The organism is Streptomyces sp. NRRL WC-3605 (assembly GCF_001509795.1).
Classification (GTDB): Bacteria; Actinomycetota; Actinomycetes; order Streptomycetales; family Streptomycetaceae; genus Streptomyces; species Streptomyces viridochromogenes.
Genome location: NZ_LLZN01000001.1, coordinates 119590 through 136744, shown reverse-complemented (window position 1 = coordinate 136744; position 17155 = coordinate 119590). Strand labels below are relative to the sequence as shown.

15 protein-coding genes and 1 riboswitch are annotated in these 17155 nt (G+C 71.4%); of the genes, 10 read left to right on the top strand and 5 right to left on the bottom strand.

The genetic code is table 11. The features are described 5' to 3' along the window. Window positions 1–230 precede the first annotated feature (230 nt). The gene (locus ADL34_RS00650) at window positions 231–2162 is read left to right on the top strand and encodes a 2-oxoacid:acceptor oxidoreductase subunit alpha (RefSeq protein ID WP_062664142.1); all 1932 of its coding nucleotides are present in this window, start codon (window positions 231–233) and stop codon (window positions 2160–2162) included. After that, window positions 2155–3270, top strand: a complete 1116-nt coding sequence (locus ADL34_RS00645) for a 2-oxoacid:ferredoxin oxidoreductase subunit beta (protein WP_062664144.1) — start codon at window positions 2155–2157, stop codon at window positions 3268–3270. Before ADL34_RS00650 ends, ADL34_RS00645 begins: the two co-directional genes overlap by 8 nt. 145 nt (window positions 3271–3415) lie before the next feature. Here the strand turns inward: ADL34_RS00645 and ADL34_RS00640 are convergent, their stop codons facing one another. Further along, window positions 3416–3805, bottom strand: a complete 390-nt coding sequence (locus tag ADL34_RS00640; protein WP_062664147.1) for a winged helix-turn-helix transcriptional regulator — start codon at window positions 3803–3805, stop codon at window positions 3416–3418. Window positions 3806–3945: 140 nt separating this feature from the next. On the opposite strand from ADL34_RS00640, the gene ADL34_RS00635 reads away from it, so the two are divergent. The 4 genes from ADL34_RS00635 (at window position 3946) to ADL34_RS00620 (ending at window position 7661) form a co-directional block, all read left to right on the top strand. Next, window positions 3946–4800 carry an SDR family oxidoreductase gene (locus tag ADL34_RS00635; RefSeq protein ID WP_062664149.1) on the top strand — a complete coding sequence of 285 codons (855 nt, stop codon included), beginning with the start codon at window positions 3946–3948 and terminating at the stop codon, window positions 4798–4800. Window positions 4801–5024: 224 nt separating this feature from the next. Further along, entirely contained in the window at window positions 5025–5987 is a 963-nt protein-coding gene (gene rarD / locus ADL34_RS00630; protein WP_062664151.1) for an EamA family transporter RarD, read from the top strand. A 110-nt stretch (window positions 5988–6097) separates the two neighbouring features. Next, window positions 6098–6574 carry a VOC family protein gene (locus ADL34_RS00625; RefSeq protein WP_062664153.1) on the top strand — a complete coding sequence of 159 codons (477 nt, stop codon included), beginning with the start codon at window positions 6098–6100 and terminating at the stop codon, window positions 6572–6574. Window positions 6575–6713: 139 nt separating this feature from the next. Continuing rightward, the gene (locus ADL34_RS00620) at window positions 6714–7661 is read left to right on the top strand and encodes a M28 family metallopeptidase (RefSeq protein WP_062664155.1); all 948 of its coding nucleotides are present in this window, start codon (window positions 6714–6716) and stop codon (window positions 7659–7661) included. Here the strand turns inward: ADL34_RS00620 and ADL34_RS00615 are convergent. Beyond that, window positions 7658–9163 (bottom strand): tetratricopeptide repeat protein, encoded by a 1506-nt coding sequence (locus tag ADL34_RS00615; RefSeq protein ID WP_062664157.1) that lies wholly within the window; start codon window positions 9161–9163, stop codon window positions 7658–7660. The genes ADL34_RS00620 and ADL34_RS00615 overlap by 4 nt on opposite strands. A 230-nt stretch (window positions 9164–9393) precedes the next feature. Between ADL34_RS00615 and ADL34_RS00610 the strand changes: the two genes are divergently transcribed. Genes ADL34_RS00610 through ADL34_RS00600 form a run of 3 tightly spaced genes read left to right on the top strand, consistent with a single transcriptional unit; the run spans window position 9394 to window position 11814 of the window. After that, window positions 9394–9933 (top strand): DUF6668 family protein, encoded by a 540-nt coding sequence (locus tag ADL34_RS00610; protein WP_062664159.1) that lies wholly within the window; start codon window positions 9394–9396, stop codon window positions 9931–9933. A 3-nt stretch (window positions 9934–9936) separates the two neighbouring features. Then, the gene (locus ADL34_RS00605; RefSeq protein WP_234374912.1) at window positions 9937–11172 is read left to right on the top strand and encodes an amidase family protein; all 1236 of its coding nucleotides are present in this window, start codon (window positions 9937–9939) and stop codon (window positions 11170–11172) included. Window positions 11173–11229: 57 nt separating this feature from the next. After that, window positions 11230–11814, top strand: coding sequence for a flavodoxin family protein (locus ADL34_RS00600; RefSeq protein WP_062664163.1), 585 nt, complete (start codon window positions 11230–11232; stop codon window positions 11812–11814). A 60-nt stretch (window positions 11815–11874) separates the two neighbouring features. Here the strand turns inward: ADL34_RS00600 and ADL34_RS00595 are convergent, their stop codons facing one another. Together ADL34_RS00595 and ADL34_RS00590 are read right to left on the bottom strand one after the other, a co-directional pair. Further along, window positions 11875–13149 (bottom strand): LolA family protein, encoded by a 1275-nt coding sequence (locus tag ADL34_RS00595; RefSeq protein WP_062664165.1) that lies wholly within the window; start codon window positions 13147–13149, stop codon window positions 11875–11877. A 289-nt stretch (window positions 13150–13438) separates the two neighbouring features. Beyond that, window positions 13439–14449 carry a polyprenyl synthetase family protein gene (locus tag ADL34_RS00590; protein WP_062664167.1) on the bottom strand — a complete coding sequence of 337 codons (1011 nt, stop codon included), beginning with the start codon at window positions 14447–14449 and terminating at the stop codon, window positions 13439–13441. Window positions 14450–15215: 766 nt separating this feature from the next. Beyond that, a riboswitch (cyclic di-AMP (ydaO/yuaA leader) is annotated at window positions 15216–15403 on the top strand. Between the two features lie 7 nt (window positions 15404–15410). On the opposite strand from ADL34_RS00590, the gene ADL34_RS00585 reads away from it, so the two are divergent. Further along, the gene (locus ADL34_RS00585; protein WP_062664169.1) at window positions 15411–16151 is read left to right on the top strand and encodes a transglycosylase SLT domain-containing protein; all 741 of its coding nucleotides are present in this window, start codon (window positions 15411–15413) and stop codon (window positions 16149–16151) included. A gap of 35 nt (window positions 16152–16186) precedes the next feature. Here ADL34_RS00585 and ADL34_RS00580 read toward each other — a convergent pair whose 3' ends face one another. Continuing rightward, window positions 16187–17017: an HAD family hydrolase gene (locus ADL34_RS00580; protein WP_062664171.1), complete on the bottom strand. Its 831-nt coding sequence runs from the start codon at window positions 17015–17017 to the stop codon at window positions 16187–16189. Window positions 17018–17155: the final 138 nt, after the last annotated feature.

Here is a 17155-nt window from a genome sequence, read left to right as displayed (position 1 = left end):
GGGCAATCGGCCGACAGGGATTCGGCAACCGAACAAAGAACTCAAAGCGTCTTCAAGTCCAGCGCCGGGGGGCGTGTGAATCATGGGGAGCAAAGGCAGGGCACGTTTTCATCATCAAGTCCGTCATGCGAATGGCCCCGGGAGAGCGACCTTTGCGGACGTAGGGTTGATCCTGGGAAGGCTTGCGGGAAGGCCAGCCCAGACAGCCGCCTCGAGGGAGGTCCAGTTCAGTGACCAGCCAGGTCAGTAGCCCAGCGGAGCAGGCCGACGAAGCCGTCGTGGGAGAGCAGCGCAAACCGGCGGGAACGACGAAGGACGTACGCCGGCTGGATCGGGTGATCATCCGTTTCGCCGGGGACTCGGGCGACGGTATGCAGCTCACCGGCGACCGGTTCACCTCGGAGACGGCGTCCTTCGGCAACGACCTGTCGACCCTGCCGAACTTCCCGGCGGAGATCCGGGCCCCTGCCGGCACCCTGCCGGGTGTGTCGTCCTTCCAGCTGCACTTCGCCGACCACGACATCCTGACGCCCGGCGACGCGCCGAACGTGCTGGTCGCGATGAATCCCGCGGCCCTCAAGGCGAATATCGGTGATCTTCCGCGGGGCGCGGAGATCATCGTCAACACGGACGAGTTCACCAAACGGGCGATGCAGAAGGTCGGCTATGACACCTCGCCCCTGGAGGACGGTTCCCTCGACGGTTACAGCCTTCACCCGGTGCCTCTGACGACCCTGACCGTCGAGGCGCTGAAGGAATTCGATCTCAGCCGTAAAGAGGCCGAGCGCAGCAAGAACATGTTCGCGCTGGGCCTGCTGAGCTGGATGTATCACCGGCCGACCGAGGGCACGGAAAGGTTCCTGAAGTCGAAGTTCGCCAAGAAGCCCGATATCGCGGCGGCCAATATCGCCGCCTACCGCGCGGGGTGGAACTTCGGCGAGACGACGGAGGACTTCGCCGTCTCGTACGAGATCGCCCCGGCGACGAAGGCGTTCCCGGTCGGCACCTACCGGAACATCTCCGGGAACCTCGCCCTGTCCTACGGCCTGATCGCCGCGTCCCGGCAGGCCGACCTGCCGCTGTACCTGGGCTCGTACCCGATCACCCCGGCCTCGGACATCCTGCACGAGCTGAGCCGGCACAAGAACTTCGGTGTGCGCACCTTCCAGGCCGAGGACGAGATCGCCGGTATCGGCGCGGCGCTCGGCGCGGCCTTCGGCGGTTCGCTCGCGGTGACGACGACGTCCGGGCCGGGTGTGGCCCTGAAGTCCGAGACCATCGGGCTCGCGGTGTCGCTGGAGCTGCCGCTGCTGGTCATCGACATCCAGCGCGGCGGGCCGTCGACGGGTCTGCCGACCAAGACCGAGCAGGCGGACCTGCTGCAGGCGATGTACGGGCGCAACGGCGAGGCGCCGGTGCCGGTGGTCGCTCCCTGCACCCCGGCGGACTGCTTCGACGCGGCCCTGGAGGCGGCCCGGATCGCCTTGACGTACCGCACGCCGGTGATGCTGCTGTCGGACGGTTACCTGGCCAACGGCTCCGAGCCCTGGCGCATCCCGGACCTGGACGAGCTGCCGGATCTGACCGTGCAGTTCGCCCAGGGGCCGAACCACACCCTGGACGACGGCAGCGAGGTCTTCTGGCCGTACAAGCGCGACCCGCAGACCCTCGCCCGACCGTGGGCCGTCCCGGGCACGCCCGGTCTGGAGCACCGCATCGGCGGCATCGAGAAGGAGGACGGCTCGGGCAACATCTCGTACGCCCCCGCCAACCACGACTTCATGGTCCGCACCCGCCAGGCCAAGATCGACGGCATCGAGGTCCCGGACCTGGAGGTCGACGACCCGCACGAGGCGAGCACCCTGGTGCTGGGGTGGGGGTCGACGTACGGCCCGATCACGGCCGCGGTCCGCCGGCTGCGCACCGCGGGCGAGGCGATCGCGCAGGCCCACCTGCGCCACCTGAACCCGTTCCCCAGCAACCTGGGCGCGGTGCTCGCACGGTACGAGAAGGTGGTGATCCCCGAGATGAACCTCGGCCAGCTCGCCACCCTGGTCCGCGCGAAGTACCTGGTGAACGCCCACTCGTACAACCAGGTCAACGGCATGCCGTTCAAGGCGGAACAGCTCGCCAAGGCTCTCAAGGAGGCCATCGATGCCTGAGACGTCCCCGGAAGGCACGGGCACGATCGAGGCGCTCTCGCTCATCCCCAAGGCCACGGCCCGCCAGTCCATGAAGGACTTCAAGTCCGACCAGGAGGTGCGCTGGTGCCCCGGCTGCGGTGACTACGCGATCCTCGCCGCGGTGCAGGGCTTCATGCCGGAACTGGGCCTGGCCAAGGAGAACATCGTCTTCGTCTCGGGCATCGGCTGCTCGTCCCGCTTCCCCTACTACATGAACACGTACGGGATGCACTCCATCCACGGGCGGGCGCCCGCGATCGCGACAGGGCTCGCGACCTCACGGCGCGACCTGTCGGTGTGGGTGGTCACGGGTGACGGCGACGCGCTGTCGATCGGCGGCAACCACCTGATCCACGCCCTTCGGCGCAACGTCAACCTCAAGATCCTGCTGTTCAACAACCGGATCTACGGCCTGACGAAGGGGCAGTACTCCCCGACGTCCGAGCTCGGCAAGATCACCAAGTCGACGCCGATGGGCTCGCTGGACGCGCCCTTCAACCCGGTGTCGCTCGCCCTCGGCGCCGAGGCGTCGTTCGTGGCGCGCACGGTGGACTCCGACCGCAAGCACCTCACGCAGGTGCTGCGGGAGGCGGCCGCCCACCAGGGAACGGCGCTCATCGAGATCTACCAGAACTGCAACATCTTCAACGACGGCGCCTTCGAGGTGCTGAAGGACAAGCAGCAGGCGGAGGAGGCGGTGATCCGGCTGGAGCACGGGCAGCCGATCCGCTTCGGGGGTGGGGGCACCTCCAGCTCGAGCGAAGCCGAGAGTGGGGGAGGTCCGCGCGGTGTCGTGCGGGACGCCGCCACGGGCGACCTGAAGGTCGTGGCGGTGACGCCGGAGAACGAGTCGCGGATCCTGGTCCACGACGCCCACTCCGCGTCCCCGACCACGGCGTTCGCGCTGTCCCGGCTGGCCGACCCGGACACCCTGCACCACACGCCGATCGGTGTGTTCCGCTCGGTGGAGCGGCCGGTGTACGACACGCTCATGGCCGAGCAGCTCGACACCGCGATCGAGCAGAACGGCAAGGGCGACCTGGCCGCGCTGCTGGCGGGCGGGGACACCTGGACGGTCGTGGGCTGACCGTCCCCGATCCGAGGCAGGAGCCGATCCGAGGCAGGAGCCGAGGGCAGGCGGGGAACGCGACGCGCGCGACTCCCGGCCACCCTCGGCCGCTCGGCGGCGTCCCGCGCGTAGGTCTCGCGGGCGGGCGCCGCCGCCCGGAGCCTCAGTCCCGCTCGGCCGCCGCCTCGCTCTTCCGGTTGTCGTAGGCGGCCCGCGCCCGCTCGACGTCGTCCATCCGGCGCTCGGTCCACAGGGCGAGGGCGCGCACCTGCTCCGCGGCCTCGCGGCCGAGATCGGTCAGGGAGTAGTCGACCCTCGGCGGGATCACCGGTTTGGCGTCGCGGTGGACCAGGCCGTCGCGCTCCAGGGTCTGGAGCGTCTGGGTGAGCATCTTCTCGCTGACGCGCCCGATCGTCCGGCGCAGTTCGCTGAAGCGGTACGGGCGGTCGAGCAGTTCCATCAGGACGAGGACGCCCCAGCGGCTGGTGACGTGCTCCAGCACCAGCCGGTACGGGCACATCTCCTCGCCGTCCGTGTACTTGCCGGGAGCCATACGGGACCCGCGCGATGTGTTCGGTACGGTCGACCCGGTACTTACTGCCATACCCGTACCTTACTTCAAAGTGGGTACTTTCCTTCAGTTAGCGCTCCTCCTAGGGTTGAGGACACCGCACCCCGCAAGGAGTTCTGATCATGAGCATCGTCGTCACCGGAGCCACCGGGCACCTGGGCCGCCACGTCGTGGAGCAGTTGCTGGAGAAGGTGCCGGCCGAGCAGGTCAGCGCCGTCGCCCGCACCCCCGAGAAGGCGGCCGACCTCGCCGCACGCGGCGTACGCGTCGCCGTCGCCGACTACAACGCGCCGGAGACCTTCGACGGGCTTTTCGCCGCCGGTGACAAGGTGCTGCTGATCTCGGGCAGCGAGGTCGGCAACGACCGGGTCGCCCAGCACCGGACGGTCATCGAGGCCGCGGAGGCCGCCGGTGTCGCCCTCCTCGCCTACACCAGCGCGCCCGGCACCCTGACCGCCGCCCTCGCCGACGACCACCGGGCCACCGAGGAGATGCTGCTCGCGTCGGGCCTGCCGTACGTGCTGCTGCGCAACGGCTGGTACCACGAGAACTACACCGAGAACCTCGCTCCCGTCCTGGCGCACGACGCCGTCACGCACGCCGCCGGTGACGGCCGTATCTCGTCCGCCGCCCGTGCCGACTACGCGGCCGCCGCCGTCGCCGTGCTGACCGGCGAGGGACACGAGAACAAGACGTACGAGCTGGGCGGCGACGTCGCCTGGAGCATGGGCGAGTACGCGGCGGAGCTGAGCCGGCAGACCGGCCGGGAGATCGCCGAGAACCCCGTCTCCGCCGAGGCGCTGACCGGCATCCTGACCGGCGCCGGGCTCCCCGCCCCGTTCGCCGCGATCCTGGCGGGCGTGGACGCATCGATCGCCCAGGGCGAGCTCGTCGTCGACAGCGGTGACCTCTCCCGCCTGGCGGGCCGCCCGACCACACCGCTCGCCGACGCGATCGCCGCCGCGCTCAAGGACTGAGCCCCTCGGACCCGCTCGGAGGTCCGACCCTCGGGCCCGCTCGGAGGTCTACTCCGGCTCTCGCCGGCGCCCCCTCCGGCCCGCCCCTGCCGTAGCCCTTGCCGAAACCCCTGCCTGTCATGACCGTATGGCGATACGGGCATGACAGGCAGGGGTGTTCGGCGTTACCTTCGAGCAGGTCGCGGCAGGCGCCGTGCCCGGGGTGAGAGCGCGAAGGAGGGACCGTGGCCGGGAAGTCCAGGGGCGAGGGGCACATAGGGCTGCTGAACGGAATCGCGGCCTATGGCATGTGGGGGCTCGTCCCCCTCTTCTGGCCGCTGCTCAAGCCGGCCGGAGCCGTCGAGATCCTCGCCCACCGGATGGCATGGTCCCTGGTGTTCGTCGCGGTTGCCCTCGCCTTCGTGCGGCGCTGGGCCTGGGCGGGCGAGCTGCTGCGGCAGCCCCGGCGGCTCGCGCTGGTCGCGGTGGCCGCCGCGGTGATCACGGTCAACTGGGGCGTCTACATCTGGTCCGTGAACTCGGGCCATGTGGTCGAGGCGTCCCTCGGGTACTTCATCAATCCGCTCGTCACCATCGCCATGGGCGTGCTGCTGCTGAAGGAACGGCTGCGGCCCGTGCAGTGGGCGGCGGTCGGGGTCGGCTTCGCCGCCGTCGTCGTCCTGACGGTCGGCTACGGCCGGCCGCCGTGGATCTCCCTCACCCTCGCCTTCTCGTTCGCCACGTACGGGCTCGTGAAGAAGAAGGTCAATCTCGGCGGGGTGGAGTCGCTGGCCGCCGAGACGGCCATCCAGTTCCTGCCCGCCGTGGCCTACCTGGTGTGGCTGTCGACGCAGGGAAAGGCGACGTTCACGACGGAGGGCGCCGGGCACATGGCCCTGCTCGCGGCCACCGGCGTCGTCACGGCCCTGCCGCTCGTCTGCTTCGGCGCGGCGGCGATCCGCGTGCCGCTGTCGACGCTGGGCCTGCTCCAGTACCTGGCGCCGGTCTTCCAGTTCCTGCTCGGCATCCTGTACTTCCACGAGGCCATGCCGGTCGAGCGGTGGGCCGGGTTCGCGCTGGTGTGGCTGGCGCTCACGCTGCTCACGGCGGACGCGTGGCGCTCCGCGCGGCGGGCCAGGGTGGCGGCCGCCATCGACCGCGCGCCGCGGACCGCGGAGAAGCCGGCCTCGGCGGCCGTGGACGCCTGACGGCCCGCCCGGTCGCCCCCTTCACACGACTGCCCACGCCCAAACGCCTGCTTTACGCCGACTGGCGATATCCGTTGCGCTCAGGACGGCGGCCCCCTAGAAGTGGTCGCATGACTCAGGAACCGGGGAGCGAACCCGCGCCGCTGCACTGGAAACTCGTCGTCGACTGCGCCAATCCGCAGGCCCAGGCCGACTTCTGGGCCGCCGCGCTGCACTACGAGGTCGAGGACAACAACGCGCTCATCGAACGGCTGCTGCAGCTGGGCGCGCTGCCCAGGGAGGCCACCGTCGAGTTCCACGGACGGCTCGCGTTCCGCGACCTGGTGGCCGTACGGCATCCGGACGACCCGTACGACGAGGACAGCGGGACCGGTCTGGGGCGCCGGCTGCTGTTCCAGCGGGTGCCGGAGGCGAAGTCGGTGAAGAACCGGCTCCACCTGGACGTCCACGCGGCGTCCGGGCGGCGCGAGGCCGAGGTGGAACGGCTGGAGAAGCTGGGGGCGAACGTCCTGCGGCGGGTGAAGGAGCCGGGCGGCGAGTGGGTGACGATGACCGACCCGGAGGGCAACGAGTTCTGCGTGCAGTGACTCGCGGACCGGTGGGCTTCCTGTCCGAACGGCACTCTTGACGGAAAGTCAGATTCCGCCTGACCATCCAGGCACCCCATTCACCCGGATCCCCTGTGGCCATCCCACAGGATCCCCCTGGACTTCGGGAGCCCCCCACATGAAGCTCTCCGTCTCCGGGCGCGCGACGGCTGCTGGTGCCGTCGCGGTCGCCCTCCTGCTCACCGGCGGATCCATAGCAGGCGCGGCGCCGGGGGCCGAGGCCCTCGCCGCCGCGCCCGACATCCCGGTGGCCGACGTGAAGGCGCACCTCGCCCAGTTCCAGTCCATCGCCACCGCCAACGGCGGCAACCGCGCCCACGGCCGCCCCGGCCACAAGGCGTCCCTCGACTACGTGAAGGCCAAGCTGGACGCCGCCGGCTACACGACGACCGTCCAGCAGTTCACGGCGTCCGGCCGCACCGGCTACAACCTGATCGCCGACTGGCCCGGCGGCGACACGAACCAGGTGCTCATGGCCGGCTCGCATCTCGACGGCGTCACCTCAGGACCCGGCATCAACGACAACGGCTCCGGTTCGGCGGCGGTCCTGGAGACCGCGCTCGCCGTGTCCCGGGCCGCCTACCGGCCCGCCAAGCATCTGCGGTTCGCCTGGTGGGGTGCGGAGGAGCTGGGGCTCGTCGGCTCCCGCTACTACGTCAACAACCTGTCCAGCGCCAACCGCGCGAAGATCAGCGGCTATCTGAACTTCGACATGATCGGCTCCCCGAACCCCGGCTACTTCGTCTACGACGACGACCCGGCGATCGAGAAGACGTTCAAGGACTACTTCGCCGGTCTCGGCGTCCCGACGGAGATCGAGACCGAGGGCGACGGCCGCTCCGACCACGCGCCGTTCAAGAGCGCGGGTGTGCCGGTGGGCGGGCTGTTCACCGGGGCCAGCCGTACGAAGACCGCCGCGCAGGCCGCCAAGTGGGGCGGCACGGCGGGACGGTCCTTCGACCGCTGCTACCACTCGTCCTGCGACACGACGTCCAACATCGACGACACCGCCCTGGACCGCAACAGCGACGCCCTCGCCCACGCGGTGTGGGAGCTGTCGGACTAGCCGGTCGTTCCCCCGGCCCGGGCCGCTCGTGCCGCCAGCCGGTCCATACGGGCCCGGGCCGACTCCAGTTCCTCGGCCTCCTCGGCGGCCGGACCGCCCTCGGCCACGAGGTCGCTCCACAGGCCGAGGAGGTTCCGGCCCAGGTCCTGGCCGAGGGCCGGGTCGCGGACGGCCCGCCAGGCCGTGGCCGCCCCCGTGAGGCCGCTGTACGCCGCCTCCGCGTCCCCGGCCCGGCGGTACGCCCACGCCACGTCGAGGGACAGACCGAAGGCGCGCTCGGGCTCTCCGGCCAAGTAGGCGATATAGGCGGCGAGTTCGCGCATCCGGAGCACTTCGGCGTGGTCGGTGCCCAGCAGGGCCGACGCCTCGGCCACGGTCCGCCGCACGAGCTCGGCCGCCTCACCGGTCCGTCCAGCGCCCACGGCGTCGTACACCCGCGCCATCGGTTCCGCGAAGGGCGAGGCGTCGGCGGAGGCACCGGGCTGCGTGCCGTCGCCCAGCACGGTCTCGGCGACGGCGTCGTAGCCGCGGGGCGGGGCGGGCTGCGGGTCGGGGTCGGAGACGCGGAGCGGGACCGCGTGCGGGGCGGCGGGCACGGCCCGCGGCGGCTGCGGCTCCGACACGGCAGACGCGGTCGGCAGCGGCCGCGGGTCCATGGCGATGGCGTCCGGCGAGGGGACGGCGGGGGACGAGGCGTTCGGGGACGGCGCGCCAGGAGCCTGTGTGTTCGAGGCCGACGCGCCAGGAGTCGGCGTGCCAGGACCCGGCGCGTTCGGAGCCGGTGCGTTCGAAGCCTGGGCGTTAGGAGCCGGCGCGTTCGGGGCCGACACCCCAGGAGCAGACACCCCATAAGCCGTCGCGCCAGGAGCCGGTGCGTTCGATGCCGGTGCCTCCATCGACGGCGGCGGTCCGAACTCCCCCAGCGGGGGCGCCACCGTGCCGGGCGCCCCGTCGTCCGTCCGGCCGGACAGCGTACGCAGCCGGAACGTGGGAGGCGCGTCCTCCTCGGGCGCCCGCGACGGACGCAGGACCTGGGTGGCCCGGTCCTCGTCGGGCAGCCCGGCATCCTGCTCCCGCACAGGCTCGGCCGGGCGGACGGGCTCGACGGGACGCGCGGGCTCGGCGGGCCTCACCGACTCGGCGGGCCGCAAGGGCGCCTCCGCCGGGCGCGGGGGTTCCGTGCGCAGGGGCTCGGCGGTGTAGCGGCTCGAACCGTCCTGCTCGACGCACAGCGGCACCACGTACCCGATGCGCTCGTCGTGGACCCTCGCGTACACCGGGTGCCCGGCGGCCACGGCGATCCGCTGGAGGTGGGTCAGCACGGCCCGCTGGATCTCCTCGCCGGGCGCCGCGGTGACGGGCACCCCGCCGATCGACGCACAGGTGCCCGCGCCGGGCCCGGCGGCGGGGACGCGCACGTCGATCGGCGCCGGCGCCAGGGATCCCTCGGCGAACGCGGCACGCTTCTGTTCCCGCTTCATCGCGCGGCTGAGACGAGACATCGCTTCCTCACTCGCATGCGCCGGGCAGGCGGTCGTTCAGGTCGGACACGTCATCAACGTCGGAGACGCCGTACACGTACCGACGCCGTACACGTACTGTCGAGTCTCTCCGGCCGCGGGCGGCGCGGGCGTCACCGTGACGTCACAGACTCGTTCCAGGAGCTTGTGCCACGTCACGGCCTTCTCATGCCTCACGCCGGGCCGTGGAGCGACGAGGGAGGAGCACGGGCATGCGCACCGACATGCGCCCACAGCGGGGGCCGTCCGGCCGGGGCCCGGACATCTGGCTCCGCGGACCGGTCCCCCTGCCCGACGACCCGCCGTCCCCTCCACCGCCCCCGCCCGGCACCCCCCGGCGCTTCGCGTGGATCGGTCTGCACGGCGGGGCGGGCGTCACCACCCTCGCGACGGTGTACGGCGGCCGGGACTGCGGGCGTGACTGGCCCGGACCGGACGACCCGCGCTCCGTGCTGCTCGTCGCGCGCACCCACGCGTCCGGACTGGCCGCCGTGCCGGGTGCCCTCGACCTCTTCCGGCGCGGGGCGACGCCACCGGGGCTGGACCTGGAAGGCGTGGTCCTGGTCGCGGACGCTCCGGGCCGGCTGCCGCGTCCGCTCGCCGAGCGGATCCGGGTGATCGAGTCGGTGATCGACGTGTACCGGGTGCCGTGGATGCCGGACTGGCGGCTGGGGGTTCCGGGCGGACCGCACGGAGCGCGCCCGCCCCGGCAGCCGGAGGCGCTGGCGCGGCTGACGGGGCACGGGCGCTGACCCGTGTCCCCTCCGTCGAGCCCCGCCACCTCCGAGGAACCCGGCCCCCTCTCGGCGCGCTCGGCCGTGACGATCGCCTCGGCCGTCCGTGCGGGCGCGGTGCGCGCGGTCGACGTGATCGCGGACGCCCTCGACCGGATCGAGCGGATCGACCCCGCTCTGTCCGCCTTCGCCGAGGTGTGGGACGAGCGGGCGCGGGCGTGGGCACGCGCGGTGGACGCCCGGATCGGGGCGGGCGAACGGCCGCCGCTGGCCGGGGTGCCGATCGGGGTGAAGGGCCGCGGCGGACTGCGCACGGCGGCGCCGCTGCTCGTGGCGGGCTGCGTACCGGTGGGCGCGACGTCCGTGCCGGGACCGGGCACCCCGTGGCAGACCTGGGGGGCGGGGCGGTACGGCCGTACGGTCAACCCCTGGCGCGCCGACCGTACGCCGGGCGGCTCGTCGGCCGGTTCGGCGGCGGCGGTCGGGGCCGGGCTGGTGCCGCTGGCCACGGGGAACGACGGCGCCGGTTCGGTACGCGTTCCGGCCGCCTGGTGCGGGGTCGTCGGGCTGAAGGCGACCAACGGGCGCTTCCCCACCGCGGATTCCACGGGGCTCATGGCGCCGGGCGTGCTCGCGCGCAGCGCCGCGGACGCGGCGGCCTACTGGGCCGTGGTGTCGGCCGACGCACCCTCGCCGGCGCCTTGCTCCCCCTCCCCCTCTGCTGGCGCGTCCGCCCCGGCCGCCCTCTGGTCCCCCGACCTGGGCTTCGCCTCTCCCGACCCGGAGGTCGTGGCGGTGGCGCACGCGGCCGCCGTACGGCTCCACGAAGCCGGAGTGGTGCGGCTCCTGGAGGCGGGGGACGCGTTCCGCCTCGACGACCCGGCCCCGGCGTGGCTCGCGCTGCGCGGGTCCGAGGCCGGTCTCTCCCCCGAGGCCGCCGGGCGCCTGCGTGCGGGCAACGACCGACGGCTCGCCGCCCTCTTCCGGCGGACGCATCTGCTCCTGACGCCGACGGCCCCCACCCCGCCGCACGGCCACGAGGGTCCCGGTGAGCGGTACTCCACCGCGCTCACCTGGGCGTTCAACCTGAGTGGGCATCCGGCGATCAGCATTCCCGCCGGGTTCGGGCCGGACGGATGCCCTGTGGGGCTCCAACTGGTGGCCGCGCACGGGCGGGAGGCGGCACTGCTCGCGGTGGCGGAGGCGGCCGAGGGCCCGCTCGGTCCCTGGACGCCAGCTACATGCGTACGCATATAATGCAGAGGCGCTTAATTGCTTTACGCCCTGTTTCCGTGCGTGCCCACTGGGGGACCCATGACCCGCCGCTTCCTGTTCGTCCTCGGCAGCAGCCGCCCCGACGGCAACACCGAGCTGCTGGCCCGCCGGGCGGCCGAGCAACTGCCCGAGAGCGTGGAACAGCGCTGGATCGACCTCGCGGCACATCCGCTGCCCGACTTCGAGGACCTGCGCCACGACAGCGACCATGTGCGGCCGACGGAGGGGAACACGGCCGTCCTGCTAGACGCCACCCTCGCGGCCACGGACGTCGTGATCGTCTCGCCGCTGTACTGGTACTCGGTGTCCGCGCACGTCAAGCGCTACCTCGACCACTGGTCGGGCTGGCTGCGCACGCCCGGCCTCGACTTCAAGGACACGCTGGCCGGGCGCACGCTCTGGGGCGTGACCGCGCTCGCCCACGAGGAGCCGGTGGTCGCCGACCCGCTGATCGGCACCCTCAACAACTCGGCCGCCTACATGGGGATGCGCTTCGGCGGGGTGCTGCTCGGCAACGGCAGCAAGCCCGGGGACGTGCTGCGGGACGCCGGGGCCCTGAGCCGGGCCAAGACCTTCTTCGCCCAGGACGCGCCGCTCGCCCGCTTCCCGTACCAGACGGACTGAGCGCCGCTCGGTGATGCCGTGCGAGAGCGGCCCGGCACGGGTGCCGGGCCGCTCGTGGCGTCACTTGGCCGAGTCGGCCGCCTTCACGAGCGTGGCCTTGTCGACCGCGCCGACGTAGACCTTGCCGTCGTCGGTGACGAGGGCATTGATCAGGCGCGTCGAGAACACCGTGCCCGAGCCGAACTTCCCGTTGGCCTTGTCGCCCAGGGAGTCGAGGAAGCCTCCCAGGTCGCCGCCGACCTCGGAGCCCGAGGGAACGCCCTCGCCGCCGGTGTCGAAGACCGCCACCGTGTTCCAGCCCTCGCCGATGACCACGGGACCGTCCTCGCGGCCCTTCGGGCCCTTGGGCTTCCCGGAGCCGAACTCCCTCTCCAGCTCCTTGCGGAAGTCCTCCTCGGACCTGCCCTCGCCGTGCCGCCGGGCACCCTTGTCCAGGTCGCCCTCCTCCGTGACCTTCGCGCCCTTGGGCGGGGTGAAGTCGAAGGTGGAGGCGGCCGGCTTGGCAAAGCTGACCTGGGTGAAGCCGGCGTCGACCACGGCGGCGCCACCGCCGGACGGGGTCAGCGTGAACTTCAGCGGCAGCCCGGTCTTCGCGTCCACGGCCACGGTGATCGCGCCGACCGTGGTGCCCGACTGCTTCGGCTCGATGAGCAGCCGGTAGGCGTCCCGGCCGGCGACGTGCGCGGTGCCGTCGACGGTGACCGACGTCGTGTCGTCGACCGCCTTCAGGGCCTCCTCGGTGAGCTCCTTGGGGGTGGCGGGAACCTCGTCGCGCTTCCCGTGCCCCTTGCCCTGCTCCCGCCCGGCCTCGTCTGCGGTGGCGTGGAAGACCTCGTCGGACTTGCTGTCGTAGCCCCAGACGTCCTTGCCGTTGTGGATGAGGCTGTACTCGGAGGCCTTGTCCACCAGGGACAGCTTCTGCCGGTCGTCGCCGTCGACGGCGATCCGCAGGGTGTGCGTGCCGGAGGCCAGCTCGGTCAGCTTCGCCGAGGGGTCGGCGGACGAGCCGTCGCCCGCGCCCGAGCCGGTGAGGCCGGAGGTGAGACCCGACTCAAGACCGCCCAGGTCGGGCAGCCCCAGATCCGTGGTGATCTTGAACGTGCCGGACAGCTGCTGGACGTCCGACTTGGCGATCTTCTCGATCAGTTGCTGCGCGGTGAGGTCCGGCAGGTCCGGGTCCCCGGCGTCGGCGAGCGCCGGGACCAGCCCGATCGTCGCCGCCGCGATCCCCACCACCGTGACCGGGACGACGTACCGAGCGGCCTTGCGCCGGCCCGCGCGCGGGTCGTCGCCCTCCCCCGCGGTCGTACTGTCGTCGACTTCGTACGGTGCCATGTGTGCCCTACCTCCGTCGTCGGCGGCGGCCGCCCGTTCGTCTGTCGCCCGCGAGTCTCACGACCCGGCAAGGTCCACCCCTGAGCCGCCATTCTCACCCGAATCGGTGAGGAGTGGTGTTTTCCGTGATGTCCATCTGACCAAATCGGCCAGGGAGTTTCGTCAACCTGCGGAGCCAACTCCGTGTACACCTGCGGTATGACGCCGGAGGGGTGGACGTCCCCCGACCCGTAGGGGTCGAGGGGTGACACGGGGAGAGTGACGGCGGCCGGGGGCCGGCCGAGGGGGCTCAGCCGGCGCGGTGCACCACGGCGTCGCACAGCTCCATCAGGGCGGCCTTCGCGTCGTTCTGCGGCAGGGGTGCCAGCGCGGCGCGCGCGTCCTCGGCGTAGCGGACCGTGTCCCGCCGGGCCTGCTCCAGTGCCGGGTGCTCCCGCAGGGCGGCCAGTGCCTCGGCGAGCCGGGCGTCGTCGCTCAGGTCGGAGTCCAGCAGCTCGCACAGGGCGATGTCCTCCGGCAGCCCGAGGCGCTCCGCCCGCTCCCGCAGCCGCAGCACCGGCAGGGTCGGGATGCCCTCGCGCAGATCGGTGCCGGGCGTCTTCCCGGACTCGTGGGAGTCGCTCGCGATGTCCAGGACGTCGTCCGCCAGCTGGAAGGCGACGCCGAGCCGCTCCCCGTACTGGGTGAGCACGTCGACCACGGTCTCGTCGGCGCCCGACATCATCGCGCCGAAGCGGCAGGAGACCGCCACCAGCGACCCGGTCTTCCCGCTCAGCACGTCGAGGTAGTGCTCCACGGGGTCCCGGCCGTCCTGCGGCCCGGCCGTCTCCAGGATCTGGCCCGTGACGAGCCGCTCGAACGCCTCGGCCTGCACCCGGACGGCCTCGGGCCCGAGGTCGGCCAGGATGTGCGAGGCGCGCGCGAAGAGGAAGTCGCCGGTGAGGACCGCGACGGAGTTCCCCCAGCGGGTGTTCGCGCTGTCGACCCCGCGCCGGACCTCGGCCTCGTCCATCACGTCGTCGTGGTACAGCGTCGCCAGATGGGTCAGCTCCACCACCACGGCCGACGGCACGATCCCCGGGGCATACGGGTCCCCGAAGCGCGCGGCGAGCATCACGAGCAGCGGCCGGAAGCGCTTCCCGCCCGCCCGCACCAGGTGCTGGGCGGCTCCGGTGATGAAGGGGACCTCACTCTTGGTGGCTTCGAGCAGTCCCTCCTCGACAGCCGCCAATCCGGCCTGGACATCGGCTTCCAGAGCCTGGTCCCGCACGCTCAGCCCGAACGGCCCGACGACGGTCACGAGGGGTCTCCTGTCTGCTGGTGTCTTTCGGCTGGTTACACGGTTTGTCGATAGGTCGCTGCCATCACTCAAGTCAGCGTATCCGGTCACGTTTCGATCACCGATGCCGCCCACCCGTCCACCACGGGCGACATCGGTTCACGGTCGGTATGTTTTTTGATCACCCGATAAGGGTGGATATTCACCGATCTATCGTTACGTCACTGTGTGTAGCCGACCGCTCCCCACTCCCTCTCGAATCGAAACCGGGTTCGCCCCTGTCGGGGCCGCACCGCGGGCCGGCACAGCACCCCCGCCTCCGCCTACCCCGCCCCGCCGTCCGGACGCCTCCGCACCCCCTCAACGAACGAGACGAAGGGCGAGGTTCCTGCCGCGCCGACGACCCGGACGCGCCGCCACCCTTTCGCACCTTTTGCTCCGCCCGCCCAAAACGGACTCCACGGACGGAAGGTACAGATAGGCGCGTTGACGTCACCCCCTTCACGGCCAGGCAATAACAGGGGAGTTGGAGTCATTGCCCGATTTGCGGCTGTTGTGATCGCCGTGAGTTGGGTCACGCGAGCCGGCGTCACCCCCTCCCCCACCGAAGCCCGTCGACCCCTTGCCAGAAAAGCGAGTTGAGAATTGGCAACCGCAAAGGATCAAGCGCCCCATACACCTCAGACCATGGTCAATTAGCACGTCAGGTGATTGCGGCACTTGTTCCGGACATGTGCTCTCGCATACGTTCCCGCTCTGTCGGGCGGACGCCGAATCCTGCCGCCGCCCGAGTCATCCACCTACGCAACGCACTCGCACGGCAGGAGCGGGGGACCCAGGTAAGTCGCCGTACCGCACGCCTCGATGGCGCGCCGGCACGGCTAGGGGTGAAGTCACGTCGTCGTACGACGGCATGACCGGGCATCTCCCGCCCGAACCCGACAGCTCACCTCGCAGGCGCCGGAGAGGAACGAACAGCGCCATGTCCCGAGGCAAGCACCGCCGTACCCGTACCAGCCCGTTCACCCGGCGCGTCATCGCCGCCGGAACCGGTACCGCCGCTCTCGCGCTCCCCCTGCTGGGCGCGACCACCGCGAGCGCCGCCGAGCCCGCCAAGGTCCCCACCGTGGCCAAGGTCGGCTCCGTCAGCTACACCACCAAGAAGGGCGACACCCTGTACGGGATCGCCGACCGCTACGACGCCCAGGGCGGCTGGCGGCAGCTCTACAAGGACAACCGCAAGGCCATCGGTGACGACCCGCGGCTGATCCACCCGGGTGTCGACCTGAAGGTCCGGTCCACGAAGAAGGCCGCGCCGACGAAGGCCGAGGCGAACACGGCGTCCGCCCCCGTCAAGAAGTCCGCCGTCGCCCAGGCCACCCAGGCCTCCGTGAAGACGTACGCCGACAACCTCGACGGCTGGATCCGCGAAGCGCTGGACATCATGGCGCAGAAGGGGATCCCCGGCTCCTACGAGGGCATCCACCGCAACATCATGCGCGAGTCCTCGGGCAACCCGGCCGCCATCAACAACTGGGACTCCAACGCCGTGGCGGGCACCCCGTCCAAGGGTCTCCTCCAGGTCATCGACCCGACCTTCGCGACGTACCACGTGCCGGGCACCGCGTACGACCCGTTCGACCCGGTCGCGAACATCACGGCCGCCTGCAACTACGCGGCCGCGCGCTACGGCTCGATCGACAACGTGAACGGCCCCTACTGAGCCGTACCGGCTCTCACTTTCTGGTCGAGGGACCTCTAGTAGGGGAACTCGGCCAGGCTGCAGGCGAACAGTCTCTCGAGGACGACGGCGATGCCGTCGTCCTCGTTGGACAAGGTGACCTCGTCCGCGACCGCCTTGAGTTCGGGATGCGCGTTGGCCATCGCCACCCCGTGCGCGGCCCAGTCGAACATGGGGATGTCGTTGGGCATGTCCCCGAAGGCGATGGTCTCGTGGGGACCCAGGCCGAGGTGCTCGGCGGCGAGCGCGAGGCCCGTCGCCTTCGTGATGCCGCATGGCTGGAGTTCGACGGTGCCCGGCCCCGACATGGTGACCGTCGCCAGCGAACCCACCACCGCGCGGGCCGTCGCCGCCAACTCGTCGTCGGACAGCGTCGGATGGCGCAGCAGCACCTTGCTGATCGGCTCGCACCACAGGTCGTCGCGGTGCCGCACCCGCACGGCCGGCAGGGTGGGGTGGGGCATCAGATAGCCCGGTTCGATGAGCGTGAGCCCGTCGACACCGTCCTGGTCGACCGCCGCGTACACCTGCCCCACCTCGGCCTCGATCTTGCCGAGGGCGGTCTCCGCCAGGTCCCGTTCCAGGGTGATGGACCACAGCAGCCGGTCCCGCCCGGCGTCGTACAGCTGCGCGCCCTGCCCGCACACCGCCAGTCCCCTGCTGCCCATGAGGTCCAGGAGGGGCCGCACCCTGGGTGCCGGCCGTCCCGTCACCACGAGGTGCTGGGCACCGGCCACCGCCGCCTGCGCGAGTGCCGCGAGGGACCGGTCGGAGAGCGTGTCGTCACCTCGGAGGAGCGTCCCGTCCAGGTCAGTGGCGATGAGTGAATATGCGATCGGTGCGGCCATGATCAGAGAATACGGACAGGAAGCCCCATCGACTCGACCTGAACCGGACGGCTGCTCTGTTCACATGAGTTGACAGCGGTTCCGGTCCCAGTTGTGTCCGAGCCCGCACAACTCGCGCCCGTTTATGGCGGTTTCGCC

Excerpts from the sequence above, each read along its gene's own strand:
- ADL34_RS00645 (WP_062664144.1), top strand. The coding sequence starts at position 2,155 with ATGCCTGAGACGTCCCCGGAAGGCACGGGCACGATCGAGGCGCTCTCG.
- ADL34_RS00640 (WP_062664147.1), bottom strand. The coding sequence starts at position 3,805 with ATGGCTCCCGGCAAGTACACGGACGGCGAGGAGATGTGCCCGTACCGG.
- ADL34_RS00635 (WP_062664149.1), top strand. The coding sequence starts at position 3,946 with ATGAGCATCGTCGTCACCGGAGCCACCGGGCACCTGGGCCGCCACGTC.
- ADL34_RS00625 (WP_062664153.1), top strand. The coding sequence starts at position 6,098 with ATGACTCAGGAACCGGGGAGCGAACCCGCGCCGCTGCACTGGAAACTC.
- ADL34_RS00620 (WP_062664155.1), top strand. The coding sequence starts at position 6,714 with ATGAAGCTCTCCGTCTCCGGGCGCGCGACGGCTGCTGGTGCCGTCGCG.
- ADL34_RS00615 (WP_062664157.1), bottom strand. The coding sequence starts at position 9,163 with ATGTCTCGTCTCAGCCGCGCGATGAAGCGGGAACAGAAGCGTGCCGCG.
- ADL34_RS00610 (WP_062664159.1), top strand. The coding sequence starts at position 9,394 with ATGCGCACCGACATGCGCCCACAGCGGGGGCCGTCCGGCCGGGGCCCG.
- ADL34_RS00600 (WP_062664163.1), top strand. The coding sequence starts at position 11,230 with ATGACCCGCCGCTTCCTGTTCGTCCTCGGCAGCAGCCGCCCCGACGGC.
- ADL34_RS00595 (WP_062664165.1), bottom strand. The coding sequence starts at position 13,149 with ATGGCACCGTACGAAGTCGACGACAGTACGACCGCGGGGGAGGGCGAC.
- ADL34_RS00585 (WP_062664169.1), top strand. The coding sequence starts at position 15,411 with ATGTCCCGAGGCAAGCACCGCCGTACCCGTACCAGCCCGTTCACCCGG.
- ADL34_RS00580 (WP_062664171.1), bottom strand. The coding sequence starts at position 17,017 with ATGGCCGCACCGATCGCATATTCACTCATCGCCACTGACCTGGACGGG.